The organism is Pseudaestuariivita rosea, assembly GCF_017592335.1.
In the GTDB taxonomy this organism is placed as follows: Bacteria; Pseudomonadota; Alphaproteobacteria; order Rhodobacterales; family Rhodobacteraceae; genus Parasulfitobacter; species Parasulfitobacter rosea.
Genome location: NZ_JACNMP010000039.1, coordinates 8465 through 27518, shown reverse-complemented (window position 1 = coordinate 27518; position 19054 = coordinate 8465). Strand labels below are relative to the sequence as shown.

At 56.3% G+C, this 19054-nt stretch carries 13 protein-coding genes and 1 pseudogene; 6 read left to right on the top strand and 8 right to left on the bottom strand.

Translation table 11 applies throughout. The annotated features are described in order from the left end of the window. Positions 1-77: 77 nt before the first annotated feature. A complete protein-coding gene (locus tag H7848_RS17410) occupies positions 78-929 on the top strand; it encodes a hypothetical protein (protein ID WP_208354044.1) in 852 nt (283 codons plus the stop codon). Positions 930-971: 42 nt separating this feature from the next. Here the strand turns inward: H7848_RS17410 and H7848_RS17405 are convergent, their stop codons facing one another. The 3 genes from H7848_RS17405 to H7848_RS17395 form a co-directional block, all read right to left on the bottom strand. Continuing rightward, a complete protein-coding gene (locus tag H7848_RS17405; protein WP_208354042.1) occupies positions 972-1652 on the bottom strand; it encodes a hypothetical protein in 681 nt (226 codons plus the stop codon). A gap of 117 nt (positions 1653-1769) precedes the next feature. Continuing rightward, entirely contained in the window at positions 1770-1997 is a 228-nt protein-coding gene (locus H7848_RS17400) for a hypothetical protein (protein WP_208354041.1), read from the bottom strand. A gap of 66 nt (positions 1998-2063) precedes the next feature. After that, positions 2064-2573, bottom strand: coding sequence for a Fic family protein (locus H7848_RS17395; protein ID WP_208354039.1), 510 nt, complete (start codon positions 2571-2573; stop codon positions 2064-2066). A 60-nt stretch (positions 2574-2633) separates the two neighbouring features. Between H7848_RS17395 and H7848_RS20370 the strand changes: the two are divergent. From H7848_RS20370 to H7848_RS17370, 5 genes and pseudogenes are all read left to right on the top strand, one after another. Next, positions 2634-2828, top strand: a pseudogene (locus H7848_RS20370) (hypothetical protein); the annotation flags it as partial. Positions 2829-2942: 114 nt separating this feature from the next. After that, entirely contained in the window at positions 2943-4091 is a 1149-nt protein-coding gene (locus tag H7848_RS17385; protein WP_208354038.1) for a calcium-binding protein, read from the top strand. A 350-nt stretch (positions 4092-4441) separates the two neighbouring features. Beyond that, the gene (locus tag H7848_RS17380; RefSeq protein ID WP_208354037.1) at positions 4442-5167 is read left to right on the top strand and encodes an NUDIX domain-containing protein; all 726 of its coding nucleotides are present in this window, start codon (positions 4442-4444) and stop codon (positions 5165-5167) included. Between the two features lie 50 nt (positions 5168-5217). Beyond that, a complete protein-coding gene (locus H7848_RS17375) occupies positions 5218-6252 on the top strand; it encodes a cysteine synthase A (protein ID WP_208354035.1) in 1035 nt (344 codons plus the stop codon). Continuing rightward, positions 6252-8639, top strand: a complete 2388-nt coding sequence (locus H7848_RS17370) for a DUF3772 domain-containing protein (protein WP_208354033.1) — start codon at positions 6252-6254, stop codon at positions 8637-8639. The genes H7848_RS17375 and H7848_RS17370 overlap by 1 nt, the downstream gene beginning before the upstream one ends. Here the strand turns inward: H7848_RS17370 and H7848_RS17365 are convergent. Genes H7848_RS17365 through H7848_RS17345 form a run of 5 tightly spaced genes read right to left on the bottom strand, consistent with a single transcriptional unit; the run spans position 8625 to position 18900 of the window. Then, entirely contained in the window at positions 8625-10568 is a 1944-nt protein-coding gene (locus H7848_RS17365) for a hypothetical protein (protein WP_208354031.1), read from the bottom strand. The genes H7848_RS17370 and H7848_RS17365 overlap by 15 nt on opposite strands. After that, positions 10565-11680: a VWA domain-containing protein gene (locus H7848_RS17360; RefSeq protein WP_208354030.1), complete on the bottom strand. Its 1116-nt coding sequence runs from the start codon at positions 11678-11680 to the stop codon at positions 10565-10567. Before H7848_RS17360 ends, H7848_RS17365 begins: the two co-directional genes overlap by 4 nt. After that, entirely contained in the window at positions 11677-14070 is a 2394-nt protein-coding gene (locus H7848_RS17355) for a DUF5682 family protein (protein ID WP_208354029.1), read from the bottom strand. The genes H7848_RS17360 and H7848_RS17355 overlap by 4 nt, the downstream gene beginning before the upstream one ends. Then, positions 14063-15154, bottom strand: coding sequence for an AAA family ATPase (locus H7848_RS17350; protein ID WP_208354028.1), 1092 nt, complete (start codon positions 15152-15154; stop codon positions 14063-14065). The genes H7848_RS17355 and H7848_RS17350 overlap by 8 nt, the downstream gene beginning before the upstream one ends. Beyond that, positions 15148-18900, bottom strand: coding sequence for a DUF4132 domain-containing protein (locus tag H7848_RS17345; protein ID WP_208354027.1), 3753 nt, complete (start codon positions 18898-18900; stop codon positions 15148-15150). The genes H7848_RS17350 and H7848_RS17345 overlap by 7 nt, the downstream gene beginning before the upstream one ends. Positions 18901-19054 lie beyond the last annotated feature (154 nt).

Sequence of the window (19054 nt, the reverse complement as noted above, 5' to 3'; positions counted from 1 at the left end):
CGAGACGCCGCCGAACGCACGATAGAGGCAACATGGCGCAGGATCGGTAAGCTGCTCGACCGCTTCACCCCGCAGGAATGTGCGAATTACCTTGTCAACTCAGGATACGCTTCAACCTGATCTCATCTTGCTCTAGTGTTCAGAATACGCTTGAAGGTCAGGGCGGAAACGACACGGTTATCGGTATGGATGGCTCTGATAATGTAGTTGGCGCCGATGGTGATGACATTCTGATAGGTGGTTTTGATCTTAGGGAGATAGAGCCGACCGAACAAGACTATCAACTGGATGCGATTGATTTTCTCTACAGTGGTGCTGGATTTGATACCTATCACGCTGTGAGAGGCGATCAAATCTACGACAATGATGCCGTTGGTGGCGGCCAGGCATATGGCGATGGTCAGGTTATATTTGAGGGAATAACGCTCACAGGGGGCTTTGAGGTGCCGCTTGGTGTTGCACCAGGTCTTTCGTTACCGGGAACTGGTTTGGGGCCAACAGGCTTCACCTACTACCAGGGGGCCGCGGGTGAGTTTTATTGTATCGCAGAAACAACCTACATTGACCTAGATGGGTCTGTCCGACCTACAACGATATGTGTTGTTTTAAAGGAAGTAACGCCAACATCACAGAACTCAATCGCGATCTTTGATTTTGATACCACAGCCGAAAGCTATCTTGGCATTGCGTTGACCACAGCATCAACTGCAATGACCGCAGTTGCGGAAATTCTGCTTGATATTGCCTCAGACGTATTCGAATTCGGCGATCCAAATTCCGAAACCGAAGTGTCCCTAGAGTTTGACCTAGCAACAGTCGCTTCATCATCGCAGCTTTATTTGGATGAAGAAAGTAATTTTGAAGATCGGGCAGAAGACATCTTGGCTTCCATCCTTCAAACCGAAAATGATCAGCTGCAGTTCGTCTGATCAGACCAAAGAGCAGCATCATTAAAGAGATGATGTTGCTCTTTATTCTCGCAATACGTCACAGCGTATCAGGCGATCAATGTGTTCCATCCACATTGATGTGTTATCAGTATATTCAACAAGATTGAATGGTTCGTTTTCATATACGAGCCACGGCTTAATCCAAGCTATATCATAGGTCGGAGGGCCATAGTTTTGAAATGCCTCGCATAGATAACGATGATACTCTGGCTCCTCAAAACGAGTGGCATTTACACGTTTTAGAAGCTGATCAGTAAGCGCTTTAGTTTCTGAGCGCGGGAAATATCGTGACCGCTGATCTTGAAGCATGTAAGGTGTAAAGCCTGAAAGACCCAAACGTCTGCGATCAAAATGATAACTAAAATATTCTGCGACTATCATATGCGCAGCATTTTCAGCCTCGCCTGCAAGTAGACATGAAATGACATATCCCGATATTTCCGGGGGCGTTTTATCAGAGCTTAATTCATGTAGAGCTATACAGTCAGGCCAAGGCGGGCCTGACAGAAAACTGGGTTGTGGCCCTTTACTCGCCTGCTCCCGCGATTGACGTCTGATAGCTTCTAATTGTTCTATATTCAATGGCCCTTCATTTAATTGATATTTTTGGAGTAATGGATTGCCCTGGGCAGGCTCGACGGAAATTTCGCCATCAGCTTTAAGAACAGCTGTCGTTAAGAAAACAGCAATAAATGCTGTCATCAGAGAATTCATTTTCGTACGAAGGATAACCATGACGCCTCCATTTAGGGATCGAATAAGGCTGAACGGGGTCGCCTCTGGCAAGGGGCAAGATAGTATCATAAGCCCCTGATGAAGTTACCTTGGTTCATTGCTTTTGTCGCGCCAGCGAACAATCCATACAATGAATGCTGCAGCTAACAAGCCAGATGAAAGTGTCAACGAACCAGAAATCAACAGCTTGCTGTGATTTGCAAGGAATAATACCGAGCTTACCACAACAGCTAAACCACCGGCCCAACCAAGCAAAACAAGCATAATTGCCATGCGCTTTTGCTCTTTCAGAGGACGATCACGAATATCCATAGTCCGATCCTTTCATCATTAATGGCCAATTCCGCTCAGTGTAAAATAGGGCGTTAACCCTGACTATCATCTTTCCCGCCCCCTTGGTTCCTTCAGAACCTTCTGCAGCGTGTCTCGATCCATGATCGTTTCATAAGCCTTCGCCACAGACCGCACCTGGTCCCGCGCCGACGCTCTTTCGGCGGGCGAACGTAGCTTTTCAATCGCTGCATTCACAGTGTCAAAATAGCTGGCAATAGCTTCTTGTTCTTTTGTGCCGGTATGAACGCGCTCAGGATCGACGGCGAAGGTGATAGCCCCTCGCAACAATTCGTCAGATCCCATGTTCGAAACCTTCGATGCCGTGATCCAGGCAGTCGGATTTATTCGTTCGGTCGCAAGTTCAAATCCGGCTCTTTCTGTAAGCTGATTGAGCACCTGCATCTGTGTACGCCCGTTCCCATCACGAAAGGGGTGTGCATAGTTCAGGTTGGAGACAACTCGTGCCGCATATTCCCCGAACTGATCATGGTTCATCCCCTGGCCGAAATTTCCACCTTTTACCAAACGCTCGACATGATCTAGGCCCCCGGCCACATCATGCTCTGAATATGCGCCCGCCGGTCCCTGAAACCTTATTAGAGAAACGCCAAATTACTGGTACTGAACGAGGGGGCTAGACATACGATCTCTAATGGTGAGGGGGGTACCTCGCAAGCCACAGTTTCTGCGACAATCAATGGTCAGGATGAGCCGATCTATGGCACGGATCAGAATGATACGCTGAATGGGACAATTGGAAACGACATCATCGTCGGCGGGCTTGGGGATGATGTCCTGACCGGCTATGCGGGAAATGATACCTATCGTTACACCCTGGGTGATGGTCACGATACGATCCTGGACTATGAACCAAATATCAATGCCGATCGCCTGGTTCTGAATAATATCACACCGGGTGATGTCGTGCTCTCACGTAATGGCAGTAATGTCATCATGGCGATGCCCGATGGCGGTTCCATCACGCTGGTCGATGCCTTGCGCAGCAATTGGTATGTCATTGAAACTATAGAATTTGCCGATGGCAGTACCTGGAGCCATTCGGCGATGCGGCATCAGATGATCGAGGATATGAAGGCTACCGACACTGTTGTGGGCACAGGCTGGAATGAGACCTATAGGCATACCTCCGGCGATGGCTCCTATACGATCCTGGATAATGGCAGCAACTCGACTGACAGGCTGGTCTTCACGGATCTGAATGCCTCTGATGTGACACTGTCGCCTGTGAATAACGATATGATCTTCAGTTTACCCAACGGTGAAACCATCACAGTTCTCTCTGCTTATAATAACACCAACTATGCGATCGAAACGGTTGAATTCGCAGATGGCACGGTGTGGAACACGGCCGAGATCGCAGCACAGCTGATCGCGGGCCAGGCGACAGCGGGCGATGATCTTGTGGTCGGTACCACACTTGAGGACACGGTCTATGGCGGGGCGGGCAATGATACACTGCGCGGCGGCTATGGGTCCGACACCTATCTGTTCGCGGCGGGTGATGGTCAGGATGTCATTGACGACAATGGCTGGGACAGTATCGATGTGCTGGCGATCAGCGGCTATGGTCCTGATGACCTGACATTGTCGGATGGCGGCAACAATCGCTTACTGATCAGCTTTGCAGGCACCACCGATAGCATCACGATCAATGGGATGCTGAACAACGACCGCTACGACCGGATCGAAGAGCTTCGCTTTGAGGATGGCACGGTGTGGAACACCGCCGAGATCAACGCACAGCTTATTGCTGACCAATCGATGGCGAGCGCTGCTGTGATTGATGGTCCAGAAATAGCCGCATCGACCTTATCCAGTCATGACGCAGGCCTATCGGTTCAGGACGATGCAAGCACAGATGAGATCATTCTCAAACCTGTCGAGAGTGACATCTGCATCATGGACGAAACGCCCAGTCTTGTCGAGCTTGACCCGTTGATCTGCGTCATGCCTGTGCCCGATCTGGACAAGGAAGAGAAGCCTGCACCTGAGACCATCATCGACGTATCCAACCCGGATGTCTTTATCTTCGAAGACAATCACGTTTGGTAACGGGCTGCCTCAAACGGCCTGTGGGGGTGTCGGGGGAGAGACCTCGCGCCCCTGACTGGTGGTGCAGCGGCCAAACGCCTGCGCGTGGTTTGCAAGGGGGCACGCATTGCCCCCATGACCCTGGCCCAGCTCTGAGACGCTGGCGAAAACCAACATTAACCATGAAACAAACGATTACGGTTAATGTTCACAAATGTTCTGAATTTTGGCCACTTTCGCAGCTTCGGGCCACTTGGGCCTGTCAGGCTTATGTACCACGTCAGCCCACAACACAGACAGGCGAACCGTGGTTACTAATTGACTGGCGCGCGCATAACGGCCTTTTCGCTGAGGAATTCGCGAAAGAGGTCATGCGTCACTATTCCGTATGGTCAGCTCAGGATGTGGCGGCACGCGTTTCCAGCATAAAACGTCGTGCCCAGGCCGCGGTTACTGCAAAACAGACGCCTGCGCCATCTTCGCTGCGGCACAGGCATGGCGCCGATGATATTCAACTGCAAAAGGATCAGATCCTGCATGCCGGTTTCTTTTCATCCGATCGTCTGTGGGTCAGACACCCGCGGTTTGACGGAACGCTGTCGGGCACGATGATCCGCGAAGTCTGGATCGGCACCGATGCCGCGCTTATTCTGCCCTATGATCCGGTGGCGGACAAAGTGATGCTGCTGGAACAGGTCCGTATGGGCCCCTATGCGCGCGGCGATGCAAACCCTTGGACGCTTGAGCCGATCGCAGGCATGGTTGATCCAGGCGAAACGCCAGCCGATTGCGCCCACCGCGAAGCGATGGAGGAAGCAGGCATTCGGTTTCAGGGCCTCAACCCAATTGCGTCTTATTACGCGACGCCAGGTGCCTCGACCGACTATTTCCACAGTTTTATCGGCATCTGCGATCTGTCAGAGGCGGGTGCAACGACCGGCGGGCTTCAGGACGAAGGCGAAGATATCTTCGTTCATGTGGTGCCATTCACGAAGGCCATGCAGCTGATCGAAACGGGCGAAATCCAGGTCGGTCCCCTGATCCTGATGTTGCTGTGGCTTGCGCGAAATCGTGAAACACTGCGCGCATCTGCTTGAGTTCCCGTCACAGCAGTCCTAAAGCTGTTGGTCAGAAAAGGAAGGCCGCGATGTTTGTTTACAAAGACCTGCCCGACGCCATCGGCAAGACCCCCCTGATCCGCCTGCGTGCCGCCAGCGAAGCGACAGGGTGCGAAATTCTGGGCAAGGCCGAATTCATGAACCCTGGCCAGTCGGTCAAGGATCGCGCGGCGCTTTACATTCTGCGCGATGCGATTGCCAAGGGGCAACTTCAGCCGGGCGGCACGATTGTCGAAGGGACGGCGGGCAACACAGGCATCGGACTGGCCCTAGTCGGTGCCGCGATGGGGTTCAAGACGGTGATCGTCATCCCCGAAACCCAAAGCCAGGAAAAGAAAGACATGCTGCGTCTGGCCGGTGCCGAACTGGTGCAAGTGCCTGCTGCGCCTTATAAAAACCCGAATAACTATGTACGCTATTCACAACGCCTGGCCGAAAAGCTGGCGAAAACCGAACCCAATGGCGCGATCTGGGCCAATCAGTTCGACAATATCGCCAACCGGCAGGCGCATATCGAAACAACCGGGCCCGAGATCTGGGAACAGACTGGTGGCAAGGTCGACGGCTTTATCTGCGCGGTGGGGTCGGGCGGAACCATGGCCGGTGTCGGCATGGCGCTACAGCCCAAGGGCGTGAAAATCGGGCTGGCCGACCCCGACGGCGCAGCGCTGCATAGTTTTTACACGACGGGCGAACTGAAATCTCAAGGGGCCTCGATCACCGAAGGGATCGGGCAGGGGCGCATCACGGCCAATCTGGATGGCTTCACGCCGGATATGTCCTTTAATATCCCCGATCGCGAGGCCCTGCCGATCGTTTTCGATCTGCTGCGCGACGAAGGACTGGTCATGGGGGGATCAACGGGTGTTAATATCGCCGGTGCGATGCATATGGCCCGGGAAATGGGTCCGGGCCATAGGATCGTGACAATTCTGTGTGACTATGGAACCAGGTATCAGTCAAAACTGTTTAATCCTGAATTTCTGCAGCAGAAAGGTTTACCGGTCCCTGATTGGCTGGAAATGGCCCCGCGCAGCATTCCCGGTGTGTTTGAAGACGTCTGATGATCATTCGTATTTTTCTTTTCCTCGCGCTGGCCTTTGCCGGGCTAAGCGCATCACCCTCGGTCAGTTTTGCACAAGAACAGACCGGGCCGAATTATGAACAATGGGAAAACGTCGCTTCGCGCGCTGAAGAGGTGATTGAGGCGGGCGAGGCTTCGAATGCTGCACTTGAGCAGTTACGAGCGCAACTGGCGGTCTGGCGCGAAGGGTTTCTGACGGCACAGACGGCCAATCAGACCCGCATCGAAACACTTCAAAGTCAGTTAGCGGCCCTTGGTCCTGCGCCTGAAGAGGGCCAGACAGAGGAACCCGAAATTGCTGAACGCCGCGCCGCGCTAAATCAACAGCTTGCCCGTCTGCGCGCGCCCGTCACCGCCGCGGAAGAGGCCTATACCCGCGCCAACGGTCTGATCACTGAAATCGATAACATCATCCGCGAACGACAGGCCGCCGATCTGCTGCGCGCAGGGCCGACCCCCGTCAATCCCGCCGTCTGGATCGAAGGGGTCGAGACAGTGGCGGAAACCGCAGCACGCATCCGGGACGAGGTCCGCCGCGCCTGGCTGACACCGGGTCAAAGGTCCGAACTGCGTGAACGCGGCCCGATTGCCGTCTTTTTCCTTATTTTCGCACTGGTTTTACTGCTGCGCGGCCGCCTTTGGATGGAAAGACTGGCCACGCGGTTTTCGGGCCGCGGGCAGGGCGTCTGGAGTTTTCTGATCTCATTCGGTCAGATCATTATTCCGATGGTTGGCATTTTTGCTCTGGTCAATCTGATCTATGCATCAGGTATTGTCGGCATACGCGGTGACGTTATCGTCGGGCAATTGCCCGAAATGGTTCTGATTTTCTTTGCCGCGCGCTGGCTTAGCATGCGGGCCTTTCCACGCAATGACCGGGAACAGAAACTGTTTAAGCTAGACACCGCGCAGCGCCGCAAGATGCGCTTAAACATCGCGGGCTTTGGTGTATTATTGGCGTTGGCCATGCTGTTCAACGCGCTTGGTGACAGCGCCCGCTATAGCGAAAGCACGAAGACGGCGCTGATTTTCCCGCTGATCGTCATATCAGCTTTCTTTTTGTACAGAACCGCCCGCCTGTTGCGGCAGCATCTAAAGACCGACAACGAAACGGAAGAAGACGTCAGCTTTTTTGATCGCCTGTTATCGTTGCTGACCAAGGCACTGGTCACTGTATCGGTCATCAGCGTTCTGCTTGGGATTTTCGGCTATATGCTGGCGGCCGAGTCGCTGATGTTCTCGACCGTCATGACACTTGCGCTGATGGTCTTTGTCGCGATTTTGCAGCAGCAGATTGGCAATGTCTATGTGCTGATTTCCGGCAGGGGCGAAGATGGCCGCGATTCACTGACGCCGGTTCTGATCGGGTTTGCCCTTGCGCTAGCCTCGGCCCCCATTCTTGCGTTGATCTGGGGCGCGCGCGTTGCTGACCTGACCGAACTTTGGACACAGTTCCGCGAGGGTCTGGTCATCGGTGAGACACGGATTTCGCCCAATGATTTCCTGCTGTTCATTCTGGTTTTCGCCATCGGCTTCACTATCACGCGGTTGTTGCAGGGCACGCTGCGTACGGCTGTTCTGCCCAAGACCAAAATCGACATCGGCGGGCGCAATGCAATTGTTTCCGGCCTTGGATATCTTGGCGTTTTCATCGCGGCCCTTTTGGCGATCAGCAGCACCGGGCTTGATCTAAGCTCGCTTGCCGTCGTGGCCGGTGCGCTGTCGGTCGGCATCGGTTTCGGTCTGCAGAACATCGTGTCGAACTTTATTTCGGGCATTATCCTGTTGATCGAACGCCCCATCAGCGAAGGCGACTGGATCGAGGTCGGCGGCCAAATGGGATACGTGCGTTCGATTTCCGTGCGATCCACGCGGATCGAGACGTTTGATCGAACAGACGTGATCGTGCCGAACGCCGATCTGATTTCCAATCAGGTGACGAACTGGACCCGCGGAAATTCTGTTGGCCGGGTGATCGTACCCGTCGGCGTGGCCTATGGCACCGACACGAAAAAGGTCGAGGAAATCCTGACCGAAATTGCCCGTGCGCATCCTATGGTTCTGCTAAACCCTGCACCCAGTATTCTGTTCATGGCCTTTGGTGCGGATTCCCTGAACTTTGAAATCCGCGCGATCCTACGGGATGTGAATTGGAAGCTGAGCGTGCTGTCGGAAATGAACCACCAGATCGCGCAGCGCTTTGCTGAAGAAGGCATCGAAATTCCATTCGCACAGCGCGATATCTGGCTGCGCAACCCCGAGGCCCTGCAGCAACCTAGCGCGCCGCCGACGCGCGCAAAGAAGAAACGTGCATCAGGTCAGCCCGACACGCCCGAGGTCGATGATCCGGACTCAAGCGATGACTGACGCCTGACATGCGCTGGCGAGATACGTCAGGCGAAGGGCGTGGGCCGGGGTGGGATCCGACGTCAGCGCCTCGGCCCCGCGGGCCAGCATCGACAGCCCTATGGCATCCGCCCGCCGCGCGATGACGCTTAGCTTGTCACTGACCGAAAAGCTAAGCGTTTCGCCCGCAGCCTCAATCGCGTCCGCACATAGCCGTTGGATCGGATCAGTCTGAACACCCGAGGTCAGATCGACGCGCGGGATCTGTGAAAATCGTTTCAGCAGCCCCGCCAGCATGCCACGCTGTTCCTGACGGGGCAGGGCATCCAGCCCAAAATTATGCACCGTCAGCGCGCCTTTATCCGTCACGATGACCGACACAGGCGACAGCCTTAGCAGGCCATCTGTTATCATGGCTTCGCACAGTATGGCCTGCACGTGACGCAGATTGTCATAAAGCCACGTAATATAACGCTGCGCATCAGCGCCAAAGGTCAGCTGCAAAGTCGCGCGGGCCTGATCCACGACAACCAGCCGATAGGCCTGATCGAAATCGTCGAAAACATATCCTTCGATCTTGGCCGGGTGCATCAGAACCGGCTGCGCAAACCCGCTTTGCCGCAGACCGCCGCCCATACGCGTCGCCAGGTCCTGGCGCAGGGTCATCCAGTTGGTGTGCAGGATGCCGTCGTCGTGAAGTTGTGTCAGGTCTGCGGTGCTTATGGCGGCCTTCACCTGACCAAAACAGGACGGCGCGATTTGATTGTCATCGGACAGCTGCAAATCATCAATCTGCAAATGCTGCCCCATCAAAGCCTGCGTCATTGAGCCACCAAGAAACGGGCCAAAATAAGCCCCCTGGGGCGAAAATGTCGGATCGGCGCCCGCTGCGCGTGCGACCGTCGCCGTCAGCCAGGATTGTCTTACAATATCAAACCCATAGACGCTAAGGCCCCGCGCACCGCTGAGGCCCTGCCATGTCTTGGCCCCCAAAACGATCAGGTCTGACGCAGAGGCCGGTTTATAGTTGCGCTTTAATGTGCCCGTCAGTTTCACATCGCCCGGCGCGGATTTAAGTGCAGTCGTCAACGCATAGGTCGCGGCGGCCGTTCGCAGAAAGTTTTCAGTGCTGAAGTCCACATGCCGGTCACGCGCCAATTGGGCCTGTTTCGCTAGCCCCCGCAAAAGCGCGGTCAAACGCGGGGCCGCCTGCGCACGGCTGGTGATCGCCAGATCGAACAGTTGATCTTCGGCCAGGGCCGAGCCACCGGTCAGCACCGCCTGCACAGCCAGTTCCAGGGTTTTGCCGACATCATCCAACAGATCGGCCGTCAGTTGGTCGTCGGCGGGGGCAACATCTGACAGCGTATCCAGCGGCTGCGCGCCGGATATCGCGCGAAAGGCAACCGTGGCGGCCGCAACAAACAGGCGTTTGCGGGTTTGCGGGCCTTTGAAAACGGCCTCTTTCAGCGCTTGGCCCGCCATGAAAACCACTGGCGCGGGTGCATCGGGCAGGGTGACGCGCAGGTTCAGGCCCTCGGGTTCGATCTTGGCGTCTGTGCTAACGCGCGCCAGGTTAACGGCCTTGTCCCAATCGGCCCCTGCAAACTTTTGCACAGCCTCTTGCGATAATTGCGAAAGTTCGTCCTGGGCTAAGGGCAGGTCGGGTGGCGCTGTGTCCCCGCCACTTTCGCGCAAGGTCATGACGGCCAGAATAATGTGGCGGCAAACGCCCGTTGCGGGGCAGGGGCAGCGGGCCGCTTTCGCGCCGCCTTCGTCAATCTCGACCGTGTAACCGTCAGCCTCGATAACGGCCGCGGTGGCGTCGCGCGAGGTGATTGTGGCTTTGCCAGCCTCGGCATCACGACCGGCGCGGCGCACCAATCCTTTTGAGGTCAAAGCCTCAAGCGCCGTATCGTCGTGGGCGGCCAGCATGGCATCCAGGCTCATGTCATGATCTCCGCCAGCCAATTGGCGAAACTATCGGGCGTCATCGCCGCCACCGGCATACCCAGATCAGCGACACGCGCCGCGATGGTGTGGTCATAAAACGGAATACCGCCTTCATCCAACGCGATGATACCGGCCATACGCACGCGGGCTTCGTTCATGCGTGCGATGGCAGCGTACAGTGGTCGGGGCGAGGCCCCTTCAGCAAAATCACTGATCAGGGCAAAGACGGTGCGATCCGGGTTTTCGACAAAGCCTTCACAGTACCCAACCGCCCGCCCGATATCGGTGCCGCCCCCCAGTTGCACTGATAAAAGCGTCTCTAGCGGGTCGGTTAGGTTATCCGACACATCGATGATCGATGTATCAAACAGCACCATTTTCACATGCACACCGGGCAGCCCGCTAAGGATTGCGGCCATAACAGCGGAATGGATGATGCTGTCGGTCATCGATCCGGATTGGTCAACGCATAGGATCACGCGCCAGGGCAGGCGCCGTTTGGTGCGGCTGTTGAACCGCAGCCGTTCGGCGATGATCCGGCCTGTTTCGGGGTCATAGCTTTTCAGATTTTCCCGCAGGGTTGCGCGCCAATCAAAATTCGCGGCCGATTTGATATTCGATCGCTGAAACCTGTTGCGACTGCCGGAAAAGGCGCGCATGACATCGTGGCGCAAACGCTCGATGATCTCTTGAATGATCTTATCAGCGACCTCTCGCAGCTTTTGTTTGACGGCCGGATCGGCGCGCCCGTGAAAGCCCAGAAGCACCTTCAACAAATCTTGGCTAGGTTCAAGATCATCCAGCACCTTTGGGTCTTTCAGAAGGTCGGTCAGGCCGTAGCGGTCCAGCGCGTGATCCTGCAGCGTTTCAAAGACCGACTGAGGGAACAGCGACCGCGCCTTGCCCAGCCATTTCACGGCGTTCATCTGGGTTGGGTCCAGACTGCCCGGCCCGCGATCGCGATTTATGCCGCGACCATCGTATTCGCGACCGTAAAGGTATTCCAAGGCCCCGTCCATCTGGCCGTCGGCACCGCCCAGACCACCCAGATTGCGGTCGGCATAGCGCCCCAGAACCAGACGCCAGCGGCGGGCATTTGCGTCGGTCATGGGTTTGCCCCCGCGGTCAGCCAGTCCAGCAGACTGTCGGCTTGCATTTGATCCCGCAGGCGGGCCTCGATCGCCAGTCCACGCTGCAGATCGTCTTCGCTGATGGTTTGGACCGCGGTGAAATCGGTGGCCCGCCCACCGTGCCGCCGCGCCAGCAGGTCAGCCAGCCGGTCGGTTTCACGGGGGTTCAGGTTGGTGAAGGCCAGGCGCAAATGGGGCAGGATCTGCAGAAAAGCAGCCTCGTCCAGGGCCTGCAGGAAATCATCGACGACGTCCAGCAGCGCGGGTTTGTTCCACAGCAGCGCAGGAACTGTGTGCAAAATGCCTTCCAGCACGCCGATGCGCGATGGTTCGTCCAAAGACGCGCCGTTAAAGCGACCCTGCAACGCTATGATCAGGTCATCTTCGTCCCGCAGCCCGGCCACCACGCAAATGGCTAGGACAGCGCCCAAAATCTGGGGCGGCACGTTGCCCTGGGCCACGCGGTTCATCGCATCGTCGAACAAGGCGCGGTCAAAGCATTCATCCGCATCATTGCGCAGCAGTTCATTGACCAGACGGATCGCATCCAGCCTTTCGCGGACCTCTTCATCGGGCGTCGCGGACAGGTCATCACACAGGAAGATCAGCCGCTGATAGGCCGCCTGTCGCACGCCATCCAAATCCAGGCTGTCAGGCGCGCCCATAGGTCCGGCAGATTGTGCAATGAAATGAAGCCATTGCAGGGCGCGGGCCGTGCTGCCAAAGGTGCCGTGGTTCTGGATGCTGTCGCTGATACGGTTCAGGAACGGGTCCAGATCGGCCCCAAGCCCGGCCAACAAACCGCGCCCGAACAATTCGATCAGGGCGCTGATATCCTGACGTTTACCTTCATCGTCCAGCCGCGCCACTTCGCGGGTCAGATACCCCAGACAGGCGGCCGCGACCCGGTCGCCCAGGGCCGACAGTTCGATCAGGCGGCCTTCGACCACGGGCGACCAGTTATAGGTCCATTCCTCGAACAGCAGTTCGGTCCGCGTATTCGTCAGATAATCGGGGCCAATATCCAGCCTGGCAAAATTAGACTGCAGCAACGTCATGGCGTGCAAAAACCTCGAGGCTTCAAGGTGCCGGTCATTCCGCCGAATATCCAGCTTGCGGCGACGTTCCGCACTGTCGCTGATGTCCAGCCGATGCTTGCGGGCCAGCCGCCGCGCGTCCTCGACCAAGGGCGGCGATCCGGCCGAGGCGGGGACGTCGCCCAAAGAATTGCCCCGCAGGTACAGCAGAAACCGTTCGGTCCAGACCTCATTCCGGCTGACTTCGCCCTTGACCAGCGAGGTTCTGATCCCATCGATCAGATCATGCCGCATCGCGCCAGGTCTGCCACGCAGCAGCGCCAGGGCCTCGGCCGCACGCAACGCCTCGACCTGGGCAGGCAGGCTGAAGGCCTGTCCATCGGCGCGCATCTTCGCCGCAAAGCCCGAGATCAGGTCGGTCGCCGTTTCCCGCCACGCGGGCGTCCCATCGGCGCTGGCGGCACGCTGCCACAGTTCCTGATAGTATCCCGGCTGCGGCAGCCCCGCACCGTATCCGGTCAGCGCGTCCATCGCGGCAAATCCATAGCGGATCAGATAGCTGTCGGCCGTATCGCTGGTTTTTGGGCTTTTGGCTTTGCCGGCCTCAACCGCATCAATCAGGGCAGGGGCGTGAAAGCCGCCCACCACGACTACGACCGGCCCGTTACCCAGCACATCCAGCAGAGCGGCAGACATATGCGCCTCGCGAGCGGCATCGCCAGTTCGTTCGATTTCGGCCGCAGTCGTTGTGCTGCGGATACCGGCGCAATAGATGCAAACGTCTTGCAGGAACGTCTTCCAGTCCGGGTCGCCTAGGCGTGATTCAAACAGATGATCCCAAAGCTCAAATCCATCTCGACAGCCAATTTTCTTCGATAAAGCAGTGATATAATCGCCAGAGTTAAAGTGCCTGTCATCGCTAAGCAGAATGGGCTGATCCTGCGGCATGTCGTTGCGAAAGCTTTTATCGGCGGCGGGCAGGTCGATGAAAGACAGCTGCGCGCCGAATTTTTGCCCCTCAACCAAGGCGATGTATTCCGGCGAATGCGCGCAAAAGGGATAATAGGCCGCAAGACGTGTGTCATTGTCTTGGGTGATCAGCGATACGATCGCCACGGGCGGCTTGGTTTCAGGGTGTAGCAACAGTGGGATCTGGCGGGTAAAATCGGTGGGGCCTTCGATCAGAACGTGCTTGGGTTGAACTTCCGCAATCAGCTGCCGAACGGCCCAGGCGCAGGCGGGGGAATGGTGACGGATCGGCACGACATAAAGCCCGCGGTCCGGCTGGAACAGCTTGTCGCGGATGGCTTCGAAGTGGCGCTGATCAGTCACTCAGGCTCGCTTTGGCTGATTTATAGAAATCCGACCAAACGCGCGAGGATTTGCCGCGCGGTTTGGCGATCTGTTCAACATAGGCACGCAATTTTCGCGCGTCTTCTGGGTCGTCCTTGAACACGACACCGCGCAATTGTCGTGCGATATGCCCGCCGGTCAAAGGGCCACCATCCAGATAGGCGGCCTCTAACACGGCTGCATGGGCCACATTCACTGCCTCGGCCGTCGACATGACGCTGTTGGGCACCGAAACGCTTGCACCTTCGGCTGTGGTGCCGGTGCGCAGGTCGCGAAAAACGGCGACAACCACATCCAGCACATCCTGCCCGACCTGTGGGGCGACGGGGTGATCGGCCATGCGTTCGGCCACCTGCTTGCCCACCAGCTCTTTCTCAAACGCCGCATCGGCAATCGGCAGGACAGTTTCGAAATTGAAACGCCGTTTCAACGCGCTGGACATGTCATGCACGCCACGGTCGCGCAGGTTGGCGGTGCCGATGACGTTGAAACCGGGCGCAGCGCGATGTTCGACACCCGGTCCAAGTTCTGGAATCGCAATGGTTTTTTCCGACATGAGCGAGATCATGGCATCCTGAACCTCGGGCGCGCAGCGGGTTAGTTCCTCGATCCTTGCGATCTGGCCGCCGCGCATCGCGCTCAGCAGGGGCGAGGGCACAAGGGCGCGTTCACTGGGACCTTCGGCCAGCAGAACAGCGTAGTTCCAGCCATAGCGCAGGTGGTCTTCGATCACACCAGCGGACCCTTGAACAACCAAGGTCGACGTCCCACTGATGGCCGCCGACAGCAGTTCCGATAGCAGCGATTTCGCCGTGCCGGGTTCACCGACCAGCATCAGACCCTGCTGGCCCATCAGCGACACGATACAGCGGTCGACCAGCGGGTCATCCCCGAAAAACTTCTGCGACACATCCAGCGCCGCGTCCCCCAGAATAAACCGCCGCACCGCGCGCGGCGACAGATGCCAGCCTTTGGGCTTGGGGTCCGTGTCAGCCTGCACCAAACGGTCCAGTTCATCGGCATAGCGCGTTTCAGCCGGGGCGCGTTGAATGTCATCTACCATGGCATTTTCTTCTTCCAATCAGGGTCATGGCTGGCGCGGGCCGCCATGGCATAATAGTCGTTCCAGCATTCCGAAAGCAAAACCGGCGGCACTTCGGACAGCTTCAGCGCGCCCTTGGTCCGCCGCCCGTCCCATTTGCGAAACTCAAGTGAGATCATTGCAGCGGCGACGTTTTCTTCGGGTAGGCAGTTGCCGGAAAACTCGATCACAGCGGCCAGTCCGGCGCTGCTGAAGGTCTTGATGTATTCATAGAAAAACCCGCCGTCTTCGGCCTGACCGCGTTCATAACCCAGTTTGTTCGCAATGCCGCGGATGGTGAACGTGTCGGTCACCCAGCCTTCCCGGTCCGTGATGCGCGTGTCGTCTTTCTGGGCCTCGGGCAATCGCAGCAGGTCACGCCCGAATTGGGCGAACAGGGGTTTGACCTCATAATCCTCAAGATGTTGCGCCCAGGCCTGGGCCGCGCTTTGATCCATCAGCGCGCCATGGGCCAGACGGATGCTGGCAAATTGGGTCGGGTCCACCATTTCGTCGTTTACATCGGTGAACTCACCCTCAGCCGTTGGCCGGAAAGAGGTGACGACCTTATCCTGATCGTCCAGCCCCAGCCAGACCAGCCGTTCAATCAAACGTCGCATCACGGGATGGTCGTAGAAATCACGTTGCCAGGCCTCTTGCGTCCAGCTGCGTTCGGCGCAGAGCGCTTCGTAAAGGCGTGCGGTCTGCATCGCGATGACCTGTTTGATTTCCTTCTTCGACGCCGACAGCTGTTTCTTCGACGCTTTGGTATCATCATCGGTTCCGCTGGACAGCGCCTTGACGACCTTGCCATCGGGGTTGGTCAACACCAGCGTCAGGTCATCGCCCAACCGCGCGCTGTATATCTTTTGTTCGGGGCCGCAGGGCAGTTCCAGGATGCCATCGTCGTCCAGGCCAGCAGTCGGTACAGTGCGATCCGACAGTTCGTCCAAAGACCAGTTCATGCGGTCGGCGACAGTCTGGATCAGCTCGCCCGCAAAAGCCTGAACACCCTTTTGTTTCAACCGCGTGGCCGCCGCGATGACGACCTGCAGCGACACCGGGTCACCCTTGGCCGCCAGCACCTCCAATAGCGATGACGCCTGCGACGTGCGTGATCCGTGGTTGCGCAAATAGCCCCGCACCAGATCGGCCGCGGTCGAAGGCGGTGTGCGCGTGGCCAGCCCCAGGATGCCCTTGTTGGCCGCACCGCTGTTCAGATATCGCGATTTCACCTCGGACTTCAGATCGGCGATGGCGCGTTCCAGGGTATAGTCCTTCATCCAGCGTTGGTACATTTGCACACGGTTCTGCGCATGTTTCTGGGCGTAGTCATTGGCCTCTTGATCGGTCGGGCGGGCGGTGTCGTAGTCGACCCAACTGTTCAAAATCCAAGAGGAAAATTGCATGGAGTCATCAGGTGCAAGCTGATCGAAGTATAGCTCAAACAAAGTATTACCGCCGGGCTGTTTCAGCTTGTTTGCCATGAACACCCACCATCGCAGCACATCGGCCGGAACAGGTTTTCCGTTTTTGAAATGCGCCTTTGGCATGTGGTCCAACTGCAGCCAGGCCAGCTTGTCGAATTTTGCCTTTTTCAACCCGGTTTCAGCTTCTTTAATCAATGCCGCGGGTCCAAGATAGCTTTCAAGATTTTCGCCAAGCTGTTGTAAAGCCGTTAGAATTGCGGCACGGGCCAGTTCGCTTTTTTCTTTCTTCAGACGCGTCTTCAGTGGTTTGATCGCACTGTTGCGTCCACGTGTTCCCATCCACTCAGCGACCCCGGCGCGGACAGCCTGACGGCTGTCATCCAACAATGCAGTCAGACGATCATCAACTTCGGGTATATCCATAAGCATCTGGCGGGCATCGGCTTTGCCTGATTTGGCTGTTCCTGTCGCGACCTCAAGCAAAGGCGCGAAATAGCGCATGGGCGCTTTGGGCATGGCCATCAGATACCGGATCGCAGCAGGACGGCTGATTTTGATATCGTCTGAACTGACCAACCCGAAGGCCTGATCGAAAACATCCAGATTTTCTGCCATATAGGGCCAGAGAGCCCGGACCGGCAGATCATCAGGGCTGACACCCCAATACCCGTCGCTTGGAATCATATCGCGCAGAAGATCCCCTTTGACCATCTTGCGGTTCATACGGTTTTGCCAACTGCCGAATTGGATGTGCTTGCCAACCTTAACGCCAATTTCATCCAACCAACGGAAATCGCCATCTGGGCCATTCAGCCATTCCATTGTGCGGGCTGCAAAAAAGGTCTGGTGATAGGGGTTAACAAGCGCGCTGATGTGATAGGCCGACAGGATCGTCATGGCTGCAATATGATCGTCTGACAGTCTAGGCAGTATCTTTTTTGTCCATTCAACGGCTTTGTATTGTAAAAGATGAAGCGCCGTCCGCGCCTTTTCTTTGTTCAATTGGTCCCAAGGCGTCTCAAGTGTGTGAATTGCATTCTGGACCAAGTCTTTGGGCAATAACTGTTGTTTGTAAAAGTATTTTTTGCCTTTGTTTTCCTGATTATATTTATTGATCCGATCGTTTTCTGCCTTGACCAAATCTTCCAGCTCTTTGCGTTCAGCAGCGCTGATTTGGATCGGCGCTGGTTCCGGCAGGGGCTTCTGCCGCGGAATTTCAACCCAACTGCCATCCAATGCAGTGTAGCCTGTCAGATCGTCACCGCCTTCTTTTGCATCCTGAGCCACAACGGACCGCGACGCCATCGCTGTTTCAATTACCGCCTTGATCCGCGCGGTTTTTTCGGTTTTCAGATGGTCCTGCAATGTTGCATCGGCACTTTCGGTCCCAAGGCTAACCAGCAGTTGCACCATGCCTTCGCGAACGGCGGTGGTGCCTTTTGACAGACGCTCGCCAACCAATGACTCGATCTGATTGGCTGGCACCGTTTTCAAGACGTTCAGGGCTGCCTCTCGCACCCCTTTCGCACTATCACCGGCCTGATCCATTAGAAACGCAAGAAACGGCTCTGTCTGACCCAATTCCCATTTGCGAAGCTGTTCGATAAACTCGATCCGGCCCTTCGCGGGCAATGGCTTAACCCCTTGCAGAACCATTTGCGGGTCCGTCTGCGCCACTGACTTCAGATCAATCAGACTACGAAAAGCATTCGTGTCCAGTCTTTGCCAGGTATTGCCCTGCCAGAATAGCACGTCAAACAGATCAGACCTGCCACCACCCAGTGTTTCGGCCAGCTGAAGAAGGTCGTCCGGTGTGACCCTGACAGCATGCGTTTCCCCTTCTTTTTTTCCGGTGCGGCTGATCAACTGTCGTGCTTCGATCACGATTTCCGCCATGATTATACGATAGGACAGCGGAACCGTGTCCGACCCTAGAAGATACATATTCTGGCTTGTTCCAACGGCTTCCAGAACTCTGCCGTACCGCGCAACAAGGTCAAGATCATAGGGCTTCAGGCTGATGAAAAGCCGACGCCTGCCGCGTATAATCTTGTCCGCACCAGGACTGAAATATGTAACAGCCACGCCTAATGGATTGTTTTTACTGGCGCTTAGCGTGCTGATCGTGGACAGAACCATCTCATCTTCGCCGGTCAGCACATAATGAGCGGCCTGACCCCCAAGCCCTTTGCGGATTTCGTTCAAACGGGACATATCCGATTTTACGATCCGAAGCGATGGACTGTCGGCCGTATCGACATTGATAAAATTGACCATCTTCTGAAAAAGTTTTTTCAAGAGTTTATCTCGCCTGACAAAGATCACCTAAGGTCAGCTTAGGGGACAAAACGGGCCGGGTGCAATTGCCTCTTTCACGAAATTTTCCGCAGGCGATTAACTGTGGTGCGGTTGCACAAAAACAAATGCCCCACCAGAAAGGTGAGGCATTTGT

Coding starts and splice junctions, on each gene's coding strand:
- H7848_RS17410 (WP_208354044.1), top strand. CDS start 78: ATGTGCGAATTACCTTGTCAACTCAGGATACGCTTCAACCTGATCTCA.
- H7848_RS17375 (WP_208354035.1), top strand. CDS start 5,218: ATGTTTGTTTACAAAGACCTGCCCGACGCCATCGGCAAGACCCCCCTG.
- H7848_RS17380 (WP_208354037.1), top strand. CDS start 4,442: ATGCGTCACTATTCCGTATGGTCAGCTCAGGATGTGGCGGCACGCGTT.
- H7848_RS17405 (WP_208354042.1), bottom strand. CDS start 1,652: ATGACAGCATTTATTGCTGTTTTCTTAACGACAGCTGTTCTTAAAGCT.
- H7848_RS17365 (WP_208354031.1), bottom strand. CDS start 10,568: ATGAGCCTGGATGCCATGCTGGCCGCCCACGACGATACGGCGCTTGAG.
- H7848_RS17350 (WP_208354028.1), bottom strand. CDS start 15,154: ATGGTAGATGACATTCAACGCGCCCCGGCTGAAACGCGCTATGCCGAT.
- H7848_RS17400 (WP_208354041.1), bottom strand. CDS start 1,997: ATGGATATTCGTGATCGTCCTCTGAAAGAGCAAAAGCGCATGGCAATT.
- H7848_RS17370 (WP_208354033.1), top strand. CDS start 6,252: ATGATCATTCGTATTTTTCTTTTCCTCGCGCTGGCCTTTGCCGGGCTA.
- H7848_RS17360 (WP_208354030.1), bottom strand. CDS start 11,680: ATGACCGACGCAAATGCCCGCCGCTGGCGTCTGGTTCTGGGGCGCTAT.